Here is a 15,281-nt window from a genome sequence, read left to right on the forward strand (position 1 = left end):
TGGGAGAGGCAGCGGGACGGTGCGTTCGCGTTGGATCAGGTGGTGCATCGGTGGTGCTCTTCACTGCTCGGGTGGTGCTGCCCCGGGGCGGCGGGGCTGTGCTCGATGTTCTCCTCGCTTGCGCTCGGAGAAGACTGTCGCCGCCCCGGGGAGGTGTGCGGAGATCCGGGGCTAGAGGGCGCCGGGGGTCTCGGTGGTCAGGTGCTCGGGCCGGACGGGGATCCGGTTGAGCGCCAGGCCGGTGGCGTTGCGGATGGCGGCCACGATCGACGGCGTCGCCGACACGGTCGGGGCCTCGCCGACCCCGCGCAGCCCGTACGGGGCGTTGGGGTCGGGCAGTTCGAGGATCTCCACCGGGATCGGCGGGGTGTCCAGGATGGTGGGGATCAGGTAGTCGGTGAAGGAGGCGTTGCGCACCTTCCCGTCCTTGACCACGATCTCCTCCATCACGGCCAGGCCGAGGGCCTGCGTGCAGCCGCCCTGGATCTGGCCGACGACGGAGAGCGGGTTGAGCGCCTTGCCGACGTCCTGGACGGCGGTCAGCTCGACCACCTTGACCAGGCCCAGCTCGACGTCCACGTCGACGACCGCGCGGTTGGCGCAGAAGGTGTACTGGACGTGGCCGAAGCCCTGCCCGGTCTCCTTGTCGAACGCGACGGTCGGGCGGTGGTGGTGCTCGCGGGTGAGGTCGATCGCCTCGTCGCCGAGCAGGTCCACCATGGAGACCAGCGGGCCGGCCGACTCGGAGACGACCTTGCCGCCGACCAGCGTCAGGTCCTTCTGGGTCCAGCCGTAGCGCCGGCGGCCCTTCTCGATCAGCGCCTGCTTGACCGCCTCGGCGGCCAGCTTCACCGCGCCACCGGTCATGTAGGTCTGGCGGGACGCGGAGGTGGAACCGGCCGAGCCGACCTCGGTGTTGGCCGGGTGGATGGTGACCTGCTCGACACCGAGCTCGGTGCGGGCGATCTGGGCGTGCACGGTGACACCTCCCTGGCCGACCTCCGCCATCGCGGTGTGCACCATGGCGACCGGCTCGCCACCGATGACCTCCAGGCGCACCCGGGCGGTGGAGTAGTCGTCGAAGCCCTCGGAGAAGCCGACGTTCTTGATGCCGACCGAGTAGCCGACGCCGCGCACGATGCCCTCGCCGTGCGAGGTGTTGGACAGCGCGCCGGGAAGCTGGCGGACGTCCAGGTGCTCGGTGTCCAGCGGCGGCGGAAGCGGCATGTCCTTGACGCGCTGCAGCAGTTCGGCGACCGGGGCCGGCGAGTCGATCTGCTGGCCGGTGGGCATGTAGTCGCCCTCGGCCATGGCGTTCAGCTGGCGCAGCTCGACCGGGTCCATGCCCAGCTCGGCGGCGAGGCGGTCCATCTGCGTCTCGTAGCCGAACGCGGCCTGGACGGCGCCGAAGCCGCGCATCGCACCGCAGGACGGGTTGTTGCTGTACAGCGCGATCGCGTGCATCTTGACGTTCGGGATCACGTACGGGCCGTGGCCGAGCGAGGCCGCGTTGCCGACGACGGCGGGCGAGGCGGAGGCGTACGCGCCGCCGTCCAGCACGATCCGGCAGTCGGCGAAGACCAGCTTGCCGTCGCGGGTGGCGCCGTGCTCGTAGTGCATCCTGGCCGGGTGGCGGTGCACATGGCCGTAGAAGGACTCGTCCCGGGCATAAACGATCTTGACCGGCTTGCCGGTGTGCTGGGCCAGCAGGCAGGCGTGGATCTGCATCGAGATGTCCTCGCGGCCGCCGAAGGCGCCGCCGACGCCGGCCAGCGTGAGGCGGACCTTCTCCTCGGGCAGGCCCAGTACGGGGGCCATCTGCTCGCGGTCCACGTGCAGCCACTGGGTGGCGATGTAGAGGTCGATGCCGCCGTCCTCGGCGGGCACCGCCAGGCCGGACTCCGGGCCGAGGAAGGCCTGGTCCTGCATGCCGACCTCGTAGGTGCCGCTGACGATGACGTCCGCCATCGCCCGGACCTCGTCGGTCACGCCGAGGCCGGAGACCAGCTTCTGCTCGTGGCAGATGTTGCCGTACCCGTGCGACTTGTACTCGTGCGGCTCGTGCACGTAGCCGTGCGTCTCGGGGTCGAGGCACTGCTCCTCGGTGACGATCGGGGTGAGCACCTCGTACTCGACCTTGATCTTCTTCACCGCGCGGCGGGCCGTCTCCGGGTGGTCGGCCGCGACCAGCGCGATCGCCTCACCGTGGTAGCGGACCTTGTCGATGGCCAGGGCCGGCTGGTCCTGGATCTCCAGGCCGTAGTACTTCGAACCCGGGATGTCGTCGTGGGTGAGGACGGCGTACACGCCGGGCACCTTGAGCGCCTCGGAGATGTCGACCGAGAGGATGTTGGCGCGGGGGTGCGGCGAGCGCAGCGCCATACCCCAGAGCATGTCCTCGTGCCACATGTCGGACGAGTACGCGAACTCGCCCTTGACCTTCAGGTTGCCGTCCGGGCGCAGCGGCGAGCCGCCGATGCCGTCCTTGGACGCCTGGTTGATGTTCTGGAGGTTCTTCTGCCCCTGGATGGTACGAGTGCTCATTCGGCAGTCCCCTTACCGGCGCACTTGCGGGCGGAAGCCAGCCGCACCGCGTCCATGATCTTCTCGTAGCCCGTGCAGCGGCAGAGGTTGCCCGACAGCGCCTCGCGGATGTCGTTGTCGCTCGGCTGGGCGTCGCTCTCCAGCAGCGCGTCGGTCTGCACCAGCAGGCCGGGGGTGCAGAAGCCGCACTGGACGGCGCCGGCGTCGATGAACGCCTGCTGGACCAGGCCCAGCTCGCCGTTCTCGTCGGCCAGGCCCTCGACGGTGCGGACCTCGCGGTCCTGCACCTGGCCGGCGGCGACCAGACAGGAACAGACCGGGGTGCCGTCCAGGTAGACCGTGCAGGAGCCGCACTCGCCCTGCTCACAGGCGTTCTTCGAACCCGGGAGGCCGACCCGCTCGCGCAGCACGTAGAGCAGGCTCTCGCCCTCCCACACGTCGTCGGCCTCGACCGGCTTGCCGTTGGCGGTGAAAGTGACCCTCATGCCGCACTCCTGATCTGCTTGCTGTAGTCGTTCCAACACCAGGTGAGGGTGCGGCGGGCCATCACGGCCAGCGAGTGCCGCCGGTAGTCGGCGGTGCCGCGGACGTCGTCGATGGGCGAGGCCGCCGCCTTCACCAGCTCGCCGAACCGCTGGATCACCTCGGCGCCCAGCAGGTCGCCGGACTCCCAGAGACCGCGCTCGGCGAGCACACCCTGCAGGTACTCCTCGGCCTCCACGGCGCGGCGCGGCGTGGGGGCAGCCGAACCGATACCGGTGCCGACGGTGCCGTTCTTCGGGTGAAGGGCGAAACCGAAGGCGCAGACCGCGATCACCATGGCGTTGCGGGTGCCGATCTTGGAGAACTGCTGCGGGCCGTCCGCGACGGGGATGTGCACGGCCCGGATCAGCTCGTCGGCCGCCAGGCTGTTGCGCTTCACACCGACGTAGAACTCGTCGATCGGGATCAGCCGGGTGCCGCGCACCGAGGCCGCCTCGACGAAGACGTCGCGGCCGGCCGCCAGCAGCGCGGGGTGCGCGTCGCCGGCCGGGGAGGCGCCGCCGAGGTTGCCGCCGACGCCGCCGCGGTTGCGGATCTGGGGCGAGCCGACGGTGTGGGCCGCCAGGGCCAGGCCGGGCAGCGGCCCGGACAGCTCGTCGATGATCCGGGTGTAGGGGACCGAGGCGCCGAGCTTGACGACGTCGCCGTCGTTCGACCATTCGGTGAGCTCGGTGATGCGGTTCAGGTCGAGAATCGCGGATGGCCGGTGCACGTCGAAGTTCATCTCGACCATGACGTCCGTACCGCCCGAGATGGGCAGCGCGGTCGGGTACTCAGCCTTCGCCGCGAGTGCCTCGTCCCAGGTAGCGGGCCGAAGGAACTCCATGCGGGTGTCTCCTCAAGTCGTTGCCGGCCGGACGGGTGGGCACAGTGCCCGATTACCCGGTGTTCGAACTGAGCTACTGCTTCGTCGCCCTCGCGTTGCGTTCTGGTCATCCGGGTGTGTCCGGCGGCGTATAGCCAGTGAACCGCTGTGACGGGGACCACTGGCAGTCACCGATGGCATGAAGCCCCGGCTGTGGTCCCGCCCGGCATCCTGTACGTTCCTCTAAGGCGGACAATCTCGCAGCCCAGCCGTTCACCGGGCGCTACCTACGACCGTAATCCGGCCGTGATTTCCAAGCTATGGCCCCGTGATCCGGGTGCCGGTCGGTACGTAACGCCGAGCACAGATGTTCGGGCACACTGTCTCCCCGGACCGAGCGCTCGGGCCCCCGTCACCCTCACCCCCAGCCCGATAGGAGTCCCGGATGCGTGTCCGTGACCTGCTCGCCCCCGGAGCCCCGCGTCTGCGCCTGCTCGCGGCCGAGGAAGAGCTGGACCGCCAGGTCAGCGGCGTCATGACCACGGACCTGCACGACCCCGGCCGCTACCTGCACGGCGGCGAGCTGGTGCTCACCGGCATGCTCTGGCGCACCGGGCCGGCCGACTCCGAGCGGTTCGTGCGGACCATCGTGGCCGGCGGCGCGGTCGCCCTCGCGGCCGGCGAGGCCGAGGTCGGCCCCGTCCCCGAGGACCTCGTCGAGGCCTGTCGACGCCACCGCATGCCCCTGTTGGCGGTACCCGACGACATTGCTTTCGGCACCGTCACCGAGTTCATCGGCCGGCAGGTCTCCGCCGACCGCGCCGCCGACCTCGCGGCCCTGGTCGACCGGCACCGCCTGCTGGTCTCCGCGGCCGGCGGCGGCGGCCTGGACGCCGTCCTCGACCTGCTCGGCGGCGACCTCGACCTCGACTGCTGGGTGCTCACCCCCACCGGCGCGGTGATCGCCGGCCCGGCCGACCGGCTCTCCGCCGAGGACCGCGACCAGCTGGTCCGCGCCCACCTCGGCGCCCAGCGCCAGCGCCGCCGCCCCCCGCACCGGGCCCGGCTGCTCACCGGCTCCTACTCGCTGCTGCCCGCCTCCGCCACCCCCGACGCCGAGTCGCCGCTCGCCGACTGGATGCTCGCGGTGGCCGGCGACGTCACCGAGTGGACGGGCAAGCGCCAGCAGCTCGCCGAGAACCTGGCCCGGCTGGTCGCCGCGGAGCGGCAGCGCCGTGACGAGGGCCGCCGGCTGCGCCGCCGCCTCGCCGACGAGGTGCTCACCCTGCTCCAGCGCGACGCCGACCCGGCCGAGATCAGCCGCACCCTGTATGCCTCCTCGGCGATGGCCGCCCGCTACGAGAATGCCGAGCCCAAACCCCAGGCGCAGGACGGCTCCTGGCTGGTGCTCAGCGCCGAGGGGACGGGCCTGCCGGAGGGGGCGGTGCGGTCCGTCCTGGAGGAAGCGCTGGGCGGGACGACCGACCGCGCCCTGATCGCCGGGGCCGGCACCGGCGCCGTCGTGGTGCTGCCCGCGCTGGACAGCGCGGTGCCCGCCGACACGCTGCGCGAGCTGCTCGCCCCGCTGGAGGCCGGCCTCGGCTCGGAGGGCCGGATCACCCTCGGCGTGTCCGCCCCCGCCTCCGAGGCGGGCGGCCTGCGCGGCGCCCTGGAGGAGGCGCGGCACGCCCGCCGGATCGCCGCCGCCCGGGTCGGCCGGGTCTGTGTGGCGGGCCCGGAGGAGCTGGCCTCGCACGTGCTGCTGCTGGCCGCCGTCCCGGACGAGGTCCGCCGGGCGTTCCGCAGCCGGCTGCTGGACAAGGTGATCGCCTACGACATCGAGCACCAGGCGGACCTCGTCCGCACCCTGGAGGCGTTCCTGCGCTCGGACGGCTCGTGGACGCGGTGCGCCGCCCAGCTGCACGTCCACGTCAACACGCTGCGCTACCGGATCGGCCGGATCGAGGAGCTGACGGGCCGGGACCTCTCCCGGCTGGAGGACCGGGTGGACTTCTACCTGGCCCTCGAACTGGCCTGATTCCGTAGGGCGTTCACGCCGAAGGGCCCGCCGGGCGAAGCGATCGCGGCGGGCCCTTCGTCACACTTCGTCAGGGCTGAGCGGGGATCAGACCCGTGATCCACTCGAAGACGCCCGGCACCATGTTCTTCCAGACGTCGCTGGAGTGCGGCCCGGTGGTCTCCTGGACCTGCACGGTGGTCGGTGCCTTCGCGACCGCGGCGATGGCCTGGCCGTCCTCGTAGCCGTCGCCCTTGTTGCCGGAGATGTAGAGGGCCACCTTCGGCGGCTGGGCGGCGTTCTTGACGATGTTGACCGGGTTGTTCGCCTCGCGCAGCTTCGGGTCCTTGCCGACCAGCGAGTCCTTCTCGGTCGCGGGGTCGTTGTAGCCGGAGAGGCTGACGCCGGCCCGGTAGCGGTTGGGGTGGGCGAGGGCCAGCTTGGTGGCGCAGTGGGCCCCGGCCGAGTACCCGGCGACCGCCCAGCGGTCCGGGGCCGCGTCGGCACGGAAGTTGTCCAGCACCATCTGCGGGACGTCCCGGGTCAGCCAGGTGTCCGCGTTGACCTTGCCGGGCACGTCGGTGCAGCCGGCGTCGGTGCTGTTGCCGAGCAGCAGGGTGCGCGGGGAGACGAGGATGAACGGGGCGACCTTGCCCTGCTGCATCAGCGGCTTGAGCTGCTCGGAGACCTTCAGCGTGCCGTACCAGGTGGAGGAGGAGCCCGGGAAGCCCGGGATCAGTTCGACGACCGGGAACTTCTTGTCCTTGAACGCCGGGTCGTGGTACTGCGGCGGCAGCCAGACCAGCACCTCGCCGTCGACGCCGGACAGCTGGCCCTTGAGGTCGGTCTTCTGGACGTCGTTCGGCACCTTCGGGTCGTCCACGCCCCGGAACTGCTGCGTCACCTTGGGCGGCTGCTTGGCGTCCCCGCTGCCCTGGGCGCCGCCCTGGGCAGCCGTTCCGCCGGTGCCCGGGTCGGCCGGCGGCACCGAGGGCACCGCCCGGACGTGCTTGCCGGTGCCGAGCAGGTCGTCCCAGCTGCCGTAGATCAGGTTGGCGTTGTTGACCATGACGAAAACCATCAGCACGGCCGTGACCTGGCAGAAGACGATCATGGCAAGCCTGGACAGGACCTGCACCGGCTGGGGTCCGCGCACCTTGCCCCAGAGCAGCAGGGCCGCTGCGATGGAGATCGGCACGAGAATGACCGTGCAGAGGAAGAATGGCGTGCCTGTCAGTTGCATCAAAGTTCTCGTATCCGGGTTCAAAGCCGCCCCGGGCCCCACTCGCCCGGAACTCGCTCCAATGGCATCGGACGACCTGGAACGGGGATCGGTTGCCGTCCGAATCTGCGCGGAACCTGAGAGGAACATCACGTTTCCGTGATGATCCCTTTTCAGGTCCGCCCTAGTCTGCCACCCTGACGGCCCGCGCCCGGACGATGCGCCCAGCCGACTCCCAGGATTGCCCCCCGCCAGGGCACGATACCGCCCGGACGGAGCCGGCGGGCGAGGCGGTGCAAACGCCGGAACAGCGGGCAGCGAGACTATGGTCATGAGCACAACCCGCTTCCGCCCTTCCCGCCGGATCTGGCCCGCCTTCACCGCCCTGGCCCTGCTCGCCGCCGTCGCCGGCTGCAGCAGTACCGGAGGCCTCCGCGCCGAGCAGGCCAGAGCAAAGGCCTCGGCCGCCGCAGGCGGCGCCGTCACGACCCCGCGCTGGAAGGTCGCCATGGTGACCCACGCGGGCGCCGGCGACGCCTTCTGGGACACCGTGCGCAAGGGCGCCGAGCAGGCCGCGGCCAAGGACAACATCACCTTCCTGTACTCCAACGACGCGCAGACCCAGAACCAGGTCCAGCTCGTCCAGGCCGCCATCGACCAGAAGGTCGACGGCCTGCTGGTCACGCTCGCCAAGGGCGACGCGCTCGGCGACGTCCTCGGCAAGGCCAAGGCCGCCGGCATCCCGGTGATCACCATCAACTCGGGCCAGGAGTACTCCGCCAAGTTCGGCGCGCTCACCCACATCGGCCAGGACGAGTCCACCGCCGGCCAGGCCGCCGGCGCCGAGCTGGCGACGCGTGGGCGCAAGAACGTGCTCTGTGTGATCCACGAGCAGGGCAACGTCGGCCAGGAGCAGCGCTGCTCCGGCGCTCAGTCCAAGGCCGGCGGCGCTTTCCAGGTGCTCTACGTGGACGGCGTCAACATGCCCGACGCCCGTGCCGCCGTCGCCGCCAAGCTCCAGGCCGACCCGGCCATCGACACCGTGCTGACCCTCTCCGGCCCGATGGCCGCGACCGGCCTGCAGGCCATCCAGGACGCCCGCCGCACCGTCGAGTTGGACACCTTCGACCTGGGCACGCAGGTGGTCTCCGGCCTCAAGTCGGGCAGCGTCGGCTTCGCCGTCGACCAGCAGCCCTACCTCCAGGGGTACGAGGGCGTCGACCTGCTCTGGCTCTACCGCTCCAACCTCGACATGCTCGGCGGCGGCAAGCCGGTGCTGACCGGCCCGCAGATCCTCACCAAGGACAACGCCGACGCGCTCGCCGAGTACGTCGCGAGGGGGACGCGTTGAGTACCCCGGACCTCCTCGCCCAGGACCGCCCGGCGGCGCTGAGGCGGCTGCTCGCCCGGCCCGAACTGGGCGCGCTGATCGCCGCCGCCGCCGTCTTCCTGGTCTTCGCCGCCGTTGCCGAACCCTTTCTGCGGGTCTCCTCGCTGGGCACCGTGCTCTACGCGGCGTCCACCATCGGGATCATGGCCGTACCGGTCTCGCTGCTGATGATCGGCGGAGAGTTCGACCTCTCGGCCGGCGTGCTGGTCACCACCGCCGCGCTCACCTCGTCCATGGTCAGCTACCAGCTCACCGCCGTGACTTGGGTCGGCGTGCTGGTCTCGCTGGCGGTCACGCTGGCCGTCGGCGGCTTCAACGGCTGGATGCTCAGCCGGACCAAACTGCCCAGCTTCATCGTCACCCTCGGCACCTTCCTGATGCTCACCGGTGCCAACCTCGGCATCACCAAGCTGGTCTCCGGGACCGTCTCCACCAAGCCGATCTCCGACATGGAGGGCTTCGCCTCCTGCCGCTGGCTGTTCGCCTCCGAGGTCACCGTCGGCGGGCTGACGATCAAGGCCACCGTCTGGTGGTGGCTCGGCCTGCTGGTGATCGGCAGCTGGGTGCTGCTGCGCACCCGCTTCGGCAACTGGATCTTCGCGGTCGGCGGCGACGCGGCCGCGGCCCGCGCCGTCGGTGTGCCGGTCGCCCGGACCAAGACCGTGCTCTACCTCGGTGTCGGCTTCGGCGCCTGGGTGCTCGGCCAGCACCTGCTCTTCTCCTTCGACACCGTGCAGTCCGGCGAGGGCGTCGGCAACGAGCTGATCTACATCGTGGCGGCCGTCATCGGCGGCTGCCTGATCACCGGCGGCTACGGCTCGGTGGCCGGCTCCGCGCTCGGCGCGCTGATCTTCGGCATGGCCAGCAAGGGCATCATCTACGCCCAGTGGAACCCCGACTGGTTCAAGTTCTTCCTGGGCGCGATGCTGCTGCTGGCCGCCCTGCTGAACACCTGGGTCAAGCGCCGCGCCGAGAGGGGACCACGATGACCGAACTGCTTTCTCTCGTCGGCGTCGGCAAGACGTACGGGACGGTCCGCGCGCTGGAGGACGTCTCGCTCACCCTGCGGGCCGGCGAGATCAGCTGCGTGCTCGGCGACAACGGCGCCGGCAAGTCCACCCTGATCAAGATCATCGCCGGGCTGCACCGGCACGACGAGGGCACCTACACCATCGGCGGCGAGGAGGTCCGCCTGGACTCCCCGCGCCAGGCCCTCGACCGCGGCATCGCCACCGTCTACCAGGACCTCGCCGTGGTGCCGCTGATGCCCGTCTGGCGGAACTTCTTCCTCGGCTCCGAGCAGGGGTACAAGCGCTGGGGCGGCCTGCGGCTGGACGCCGACGGGATGCGCGCCACCACCCGCGAAGCGCTCGCCAGGATGGGCATCGACCTGCACGACGTCGACCGGCCGATCGGCACCCTCTCCGGCGGCCAGCGCCAGTGCGTGGCCATCGCCCGCGCCGTGCACTTCGGCGCCGAGGCGCTGATCCTGGACGAGCCGACCGCCGCGCTCGGCGTCAAGCAGTCCGGCGTGGTGCTCAAGTACGTCACCGCCGCCCGCGACGCCGGCCTCGGAGTCGTCCTGATCACCCACAACCCGCACCACGCCTACCTGGTCGGCGACCACTTCACCCTGCTCCGGCGGGGCCGGATGGCCGGCAGCCACCCCCGGGCCGAGATCGGCCTCGAACAGCTCACCACCGAGATGGCCGGCGGCTCCGACCTCGCCGAACTCTCGCACGAGCTCGCCCGACCGCAGTCCGACGACACCCCTGAGGAGCGCCCGCAGCCGTGACCAGCCCCAACGCCGCCACCCGGCCGCCGGTCCTGCCCACCCTGCTCGGCCTCGGCCCGCGCGCCGAGCGCCGCCGCCGCGCCCTGCCCGCAGGCCTCCTGCGGCTGCCCACCATCGGCGTCGACATCGGCGGCACCAAGGTCGTCGCGGGCGTGGTGGACGGCGAGGGCAAGGTGCTGGAGAAGCTGCGCACCGACACCCCCGACAAGAGCAAGAGCGCCAAGGTCGTGGAGGACGTCATCGTCGAGCTGGTGCTCCAGCTCGCCGACCGGCACGACGTCCACGCGGTCGGCATCGGCGCGGCGGGCTGGGTCGACGCCGACCGCTCCAAGGTGCTCTTCGCCCCGCACCTCAACTGGCGCAACGAGCCGCTCCAGGAGGCGCTCAGCGAGCGGCTGCGGTTCCCGGTGATCGTCGAGAACGACGCCAACGCCGCCGCCTGGGCCGAGTGGCGCTTCGGCGCCGGGCGCGGCGAGGACCACATGGTGATGCTCACCCTCGGCACCGGCATCGGCGGCGCCGTCGTCCGCGACGGCTACGTCGACCGCGGCAAGTACGGGCTGGCGGGCGAGTTCGGGCACATGCAGGTGGTGCCCGGCGGCCACCGCTGCCCGTGCGGCAACCGGGGCTGCTGGGAGCAGTACTCCTCCGGCAACGCCCTGGTCCGCGACGCCCGCGAACTGGTCGCCGAGGAGTCCCCGGTGGTGCAGCCGCTGCTGGCCCGGGCCGGCGGGGCCGTCGAGGGCATCACCGGCCCGCTGGTCACCGAGGCCGCCCGGGCCGGCGACCCGGTCGCCACCGAACTCCTCTACGAGGTCGGCACCTGGCTCGGCGTCGGCATCGCCAACCTGGCCGCCGCCCTCGACCCGGGCCGCTTCGTCATCGGCGGCGGCGTCTCCGAGGCCGGTGACCTCCTCCTCGCCCCCGCCCGCGACACCTTCCGCCGCACCCTCACCGGCCGCGGCTTCCGCCCCGAGCCGGCCATCGTCCACGCCGCCCTCGGCAACGAGGCCGGCCTGGTCGGTGCCGCCGACCTCGCCCGCCAGGTCGCCCGCCGCTTCCGCACCATCAAGCGGCGCCGGGTGGAACGCTCGGTGCCGTAGCGGGCGGCACCGCGGCGGGCGGAACGCGGAGTGGGAAGTCGGAGCGGGAAGTCGGACCGGCCGACTTCCCACTCCGCTTTGTGGACCGGGCCGGACTGGGCCCGGGTCGGGTCAGGCCGCGTCGGGCCGTCGCCCCGGTGGTGTGTCAACTACCCGTTGGTAGTGCGGCGGCCCTGTTGTCGCGGTCATGGCTCCTGTGAAACAACGGAGCTGACGTCGACTCAGGAGGAATCCGGATGAGAGCCCTGGCCCGCATCGCCCCGCCGCTCCTGCTTGCCACCGCCCTGGTCTGCTCCGTCGCGGGGCCGGCCGGGGCGGCGGGACCACCAGTGCAGTCCCCGCCCAAGGTGCCCGAGGCAGTGGGCTGGGGCGGGGCGGTGGCCAGCGTGGACGCCGACGCCACCGCGGCCGGTATCGAGGTGCTGCGCAAGGGCGGCAACGCGGTGGACGCCGCGGTCGCCGTCGCGGCGGCACTCGGGGTCACCGAGCCGTACTCCGCCGGGATCGGCGGCGGCGGGTACTTCGTCTACTACGACCACGCCAGCGGGCGGGTCTCCACCATCGACGGCCGGGAGACCGCCTCCCGGACGGCCGACGAGGGGCTGTTCCTGGAGGGCGGCACGCCGCTGCCGTTCGCCGACGCCGTCACCAGCGGGCTCTCCGTCGGCGTGCCAGGCTCCCCGGCGACCTGGGAGACGGCCGTCCGGCTCTGGGGCAAGCGCTCCTTCGCCGACGCGCTGGGGCCCGCCCAGCGGATCGCCGACCAGGGCTTCACCGTCGACCAGACCTTCCAGGACCAGACCGCGCTCAACCAGGCCCGGTTCAAGGACTTCCCCGACACGGCGAAGCTCTTCCTGCCCGGCGGCAGCCTCCCCGTCGTCGGCTCCACCTTCCGCAACCCCGACCTCGCCGCCACCTACCGGCAGCTCGGGAAGGACGGCACCAAGGCGCTCTACCAGGGCGACCTCGCCGGCGACATCGTCCGGACCATCCAGCACCCGCCGGTGGACCCGGCCTCCGGCCGCAACGCCCGCCCCGGCAAGGTGGACGCCGCCGACCTGGCCGGATACCAGGTCCGGCGGCAGCAGCCCACCCACGTCGCCTACCGCGACTACGACCTCTACTCGATCGCCCCGTCCAGCTCCGGCGGCACCACCGTCGGCGAGGCGCTCGGCATCCTGGAGGACGGCGAGGTCGGCCGGTACGACGGCACGCAGTACTACCACCACTTCCTGGAGGCCTCCCGGATCGCCTTCGCCGACCGCAACCGCTGGGTCGGCGACCCGGCCTTCAACGACGTGCCGGCGAAGGAACTGCTCTCCGCGCGGTACGCGGCCGCCCGGGCCTGCCTGATCAGCCCCGACCGCGCGCTCACCAGCCCGCTCGCCCCCGGCGACCCGCGCCACCCGGCCGCCTGCGCGAGCGCCGGCCCGGCGCCCGCCGCCGAGCCCTACGAGGGCCTCAGCACCAGCCACCTGACCGTCGCCGACCGCTGGGGCAACGTCGTCTCCTACACGCTCACGCTGGAGCAGACCGGCGGCAGCGGCATCACCGTCCCCGGCCGCGGCTTCCTGCTCAACAACGAGCTGACCGACTTCAACTTCACCCCGCTCACCCCCGGGGTGCCCGACCCCAACCTGCCCGGCCCGGGCAAGCGCCCCCGCTCCTCGCTCTCGCCGACCATCGTGCTGCGCGACGGCGAGCCCGTGCTGGCGGCCGGCTCGCCCGGCGGCGCGACCATCATCACCACCACCCTCCAGGTGCTGCTCGGCCGCCTCGACCGGGGCCTGAGTCTGGAGCAGGCGATCGCCGCGCCGCGCGCCAGCCAGCGCAACACGGCCGCCACCCAGGCCGAGCCGGCCTTCCTCGCCCTGCCCGAGCGGGCCCGGCTGGAGGCGCTCGGCCACGTGTTCACGGGCACGCCCGAGATCGGCGCCGCGACCGGCGTAGAGCGCCTGCCGGACGGCCGCTGGGTGGCGGCCGCCGAACCGGTCCGCCGCGGCGGCGGCGCCGCGGCGGTGGTGCGGCCCGCACCCTGACGCCGGCCGGTTTGTCGGTGGGCGGCGGTAGATTCGGGGTGGGCGTCCTTTCGGGCGCCCACCCGTCGTCCGAACCACCCGTCGTCCGAACCACCGGGAAGGCCGCCCGCCGTGACCGTCCGCATCGCCACCTGGAACATCAACTCCGTCACCGCGCGGCTGCCCAAGCTCCTCGAATGGCTGGAAAGCGCCAAGCCGGACGTGCTCTGCCTCCAGGAGCTCAAGTGCGCCGCGGACGCCTTCCCGTACGAGCCCGTGCGCGAGCTGGGCTACGAGACGGCCGCGCACGGCACCGGCCGGTGGAACGGCGTCGCCGTCGTCTCCCGGATCGGCCTGGACGACGTCGTGCGCGACCTCCCCGGCCAGCCCGGCTACCTGGCCGACGACGCCCTGCTGCCCGACGTCGAGCCGCGCGCCATCGCCGCCACCTGCGGTCCGGTCCGGGTCTGGTCGGTCTACGTGCCCAACGGCCGCGAGGTCGACCACGCCCACTACCGCTACAAGCTGGAGTGGCTGGAGGCCCTGCGCCAGGCCTCGCTGGAGGACGCCGCCGGCCCGCGCCCGTTCGCCGTCCTCGGCGACTTCAACATCGCCCCGGCCGACGAGGACGTCTTCGACGTCGCCGCCTTCGAGGGCCTCACCCACGTCACCCCCGCCGAGCGCGCCGCCCTCGCGGCCCTCACCGAGGCGGGCCTCCAGGACGTCGTGCCACGCCCGCTCAAGTACGACCGCCCGTACACCTACTGGGACTACCGCCAGCTGGCCTTCCCGAAGAACCGGGGCATGAGGATCGACCTCACCTACGCCAACAAGGCCTTCGCCGACGCCGTGACCGACAGCTACGTCGACCGCGAGGCCCGCAAGGGCAAGGGCACCTCCGACCACGCCCCGGTCGTGGTCGACCTCGACCTCTGAGTCACTCCCGGTAGCGGGCGGTCCCCCGAACGGTCCAGAGCGGTGGCCGGGCGGGGGCCGGGTGCCTACCGTCGGGGAATGACTGGGTGTGGTTGTTCCATCACGTGGACGTCGGAGTCCCCGGCCGCGCCCGAGAATCCCGGAGGTTCCGGTATGCGCCCCACGCGTACGGCCGCCGCCGCCCTGATCGGCGCGACGGTGCTGACCGGCCTGACGGCCCCCATCGCGCTGGCCAAGGACGGCGCCGCCACGGTCAGCCCGTCCCAGGCCGCACCGGGCCAGACCGTGACGGTCACGGTCTCCTGTGAGAAGTCCGACAAGCCCAACGCCAAGACCATCAGCGCCAACTCCCAGGCCTTCGAGGGGGGCCCGGCCACCCTCACGCTCGGCTCGGACGGCAAGCACACCGGCTCCGCCCGGCTGGCGGCCAAGTACAGCGGCGACAACAAGGTCGACGGCACGTGCCCCGACGGTGCCGCCTTCTCCACCAGCGTCACGGTCACCACCGTCACCACGTCCACGACCACGTCGTCGCCGGCCGGCAGCCTCGGCGAGTGGGGCCAGGCGGCCGGGGAGTGGGCCGGCTCGCTCGGCCAGTCCGGCGCGGGCAGCCAGCAGATCGCCCCGCACGGCGCGGTGAAGACCGGCCTCGGCGGCTCGGTCGCCACCAGCCCGGCCGAGCTGGCCGGCGGCGCGGCGCTGGTCGTCGGCGGCATCGGCGGGTTCTGGCTGCTGCGGCGGCGCGGCGGCGCCGGCTCCGCCTGAAGGGCCCCGCTCGTACGGCTCGTATGGCCTGTACGGCTGGTGCGGGTTGTACGGGTGCCGCCCCACCCGGGGGTCCGCCGTCCCCCCTTTGTTTCCTGGTTTCCCCTCGGCGTTGGCGAGACTGCCTCCCCGGGCCTCCGTTC

Annotated in this window: 12 protein-coding genes; 8 read left to right on the forward strand and 4 right to left on the reverse strand. The window is 72.3% G+C overall.

Annotated features, from left to right (window positions below; translation table 11 throughout):
* Positions 1–171: 171 nt before the first annotated feature.
* From pucD to ACZ6NC_RS36120, 3 genes are read right to left on the reverse strand one after another with little or no spacing between them, the layout of a single operon-like run.
* Positions 172–2,544, reverse strand: coding sequence for a xanthine dehydrogenase subunit D (gene pucD, locus ACZ6NC_RS36110; RefSeq protein ID WP_465738111.1), 2,373 nt, complete (start codon positions 2,542–2,544; stop codon positions 172–174).
* Entirely contained in the window at positions 2,541–3,029 is a 489-nt protein-coding gene (locus ACZ6NC_RS36115) for a (2Fe-2S)-binding protein (RefSeq protein WP_465738112.1), read from the reverse strand. Before ACZ6NC_RS36115 ends, pucD begins: the two co-directional genes overlap by 4 nt.
* Positions 3,026–3,913 (reverse strand): FAD binding domain-containing protein, encoded by an 888-nt coding sequence (locus tag ACZ6NC_RS36120; protein WP_465738113.1) that lies wholly within the window; start codon positions 3,911–3,913, stop codon positions 3,026–3,028. The genes ACZ6NC_RS36115 and ACZ6NC_RS36120 overlap by 4 nt, the downstream gene beginning before the upstream one ends.
* 424 nt (positions 3,914–4,337) lie before the next feature.
* On the opposite strand from ACZ6NC_RS36120, the gene ACZ6NC_RS36125 reads away from it, so the two are divergent.
* A complete protein-coding gene (locus ACZ6NC_RS36125; protein WP_465738114.1) occupies positions 4,338–5,930 on the forward strand; it encodes a PucR family transcriptional regulator in 1,593 nt (530 codons plus the stop codon).
* Between the two features lie 70 nt (positions 5,931–6,000).
* Here ACZ6NC_RS36125 and ACZ6NC_RS36130 read toward each other — a convergent pair whose 3' ends face one another.
* The gene (locus tag ACZ6NC_RS36130) at positions 6,001–7,107 is read right to left on the reverse strand and encodes an alpha/beta hydrolase (RefSeq protein WP_465738115.1); all 1,107 of its coding nucleotides are present in this window, start codon (positions 7,105–7,107) and stop codon (positions 6,001–6,003) included.
* A 355-nt stretch (positions 7,108–7,462) separates the two neighbouring features.
* On the opposite strand from ACZ6NC_RS36130, the gene ACZ6NC_RS36135 reads away from it, so the two are divergent.
* The 7 genes from ACZ6NC_RS36135 to ACZ6NC_RS36165 all read left to right on the forward strand — a co-directional run bounded on the left by ACZ6NC_RS36135 (position 7,463) and on the right by ACZ6NC_RS36165 (position 15,138).
* Positions 7,463–8,482, forward strand: a complete 1,020-nt coding sequence (locus ACZ6NC_RS36135) for a sugar ABC transporter substrate-binding protein (RefSeq protein WP_465738116.1) — start codon at positions 7,463–7,465, stop codon at positions 8,480–8,482.
* Entirely contained in the window at positions 8,479–9,510 is a 1,032-nt protein-coding gene (locus ACZ6NC_RS36140) for an ABC transporter permease (protein WP_465738117.1), read from the forward strand. Before ACZ6NC_RS36135 ends, ACZ6NC_RS36140 begins: the two co-directional genes overlap by 4 nt.
* A complete protein-coding gene (locus ACZ6NC_RS36145) occupies positions 9,507–10,316 on the forward strand; it encodes an ATP-binding cassette domain-containing protein (RefSeq protein WP_465544898.1) in 810 nt (269 codons plus the stop codon). The genes ACZ6NC_RS36140 and ACZ6NC_RS36145 overlap by 4 nt, the downstream gene beginning before the upstream one ends.
* Positions 10,313–11,419 (forward strand): ROK family glucokinase, encoded by a 1,107-nt coding sequence (locus tag ACZ6NC_RS36150; protein WP_465738118.1) that lies wholly within the window; start codon positions 10,313–10,315, stop codon positions 11,417–11,419. The genes ACZ6NC_RS36145 and ACZ6NC_RS36150 overlap by 4 nt, the downstream gene beginning before the upstream one ends.
* 236 nt (positions 11,420–11,655) lie before the next feature.
* Positions 11,656–13,458 (forward strand): gamma-glutamyltransferase, encoded by a 1,803-nt coding sequence (ggt, locus tag ACZ6NC_RS36155; RefSeq protein ID WP_465738119.1) that lies wholly within the window; start codon positions 11,656–11,658, stop codon positions 13,456–13,458.
* Between the two features lie 111 nt (positions 13,459–13,569).
* The gene (locus tag ACZ6NC_RS36160) at positions 13,570–14,373 is read left to right on the forward strand and encodes an exodeoxyribonuclease III (RefSeq protein WP_465738120.1); all 804 of its coding nucleotides are present in this window, start codon (positions 13,570–13,572) and stop codon (positions 14,371–14,373) included.
* A 153-nt stretch (positions 14,374–14,526) separates the two neighbouring features.
* On the forward strand, positions 14,527–15,138 hold the full coding sequence (locus tag ACZ6NC_RS36165) for a hypothetical protein (protein ID WP_465738121.1): 612 nt from the start codon (positions 14,527–14,529) through the stop codon (positions 15,136–15,138).
* Positions 15,139–15,281 lie beyond the last annotated feature (143 nt).

This window comes from Kitasatospora sp. NPDC041988 (assembly GCF_055588525.1).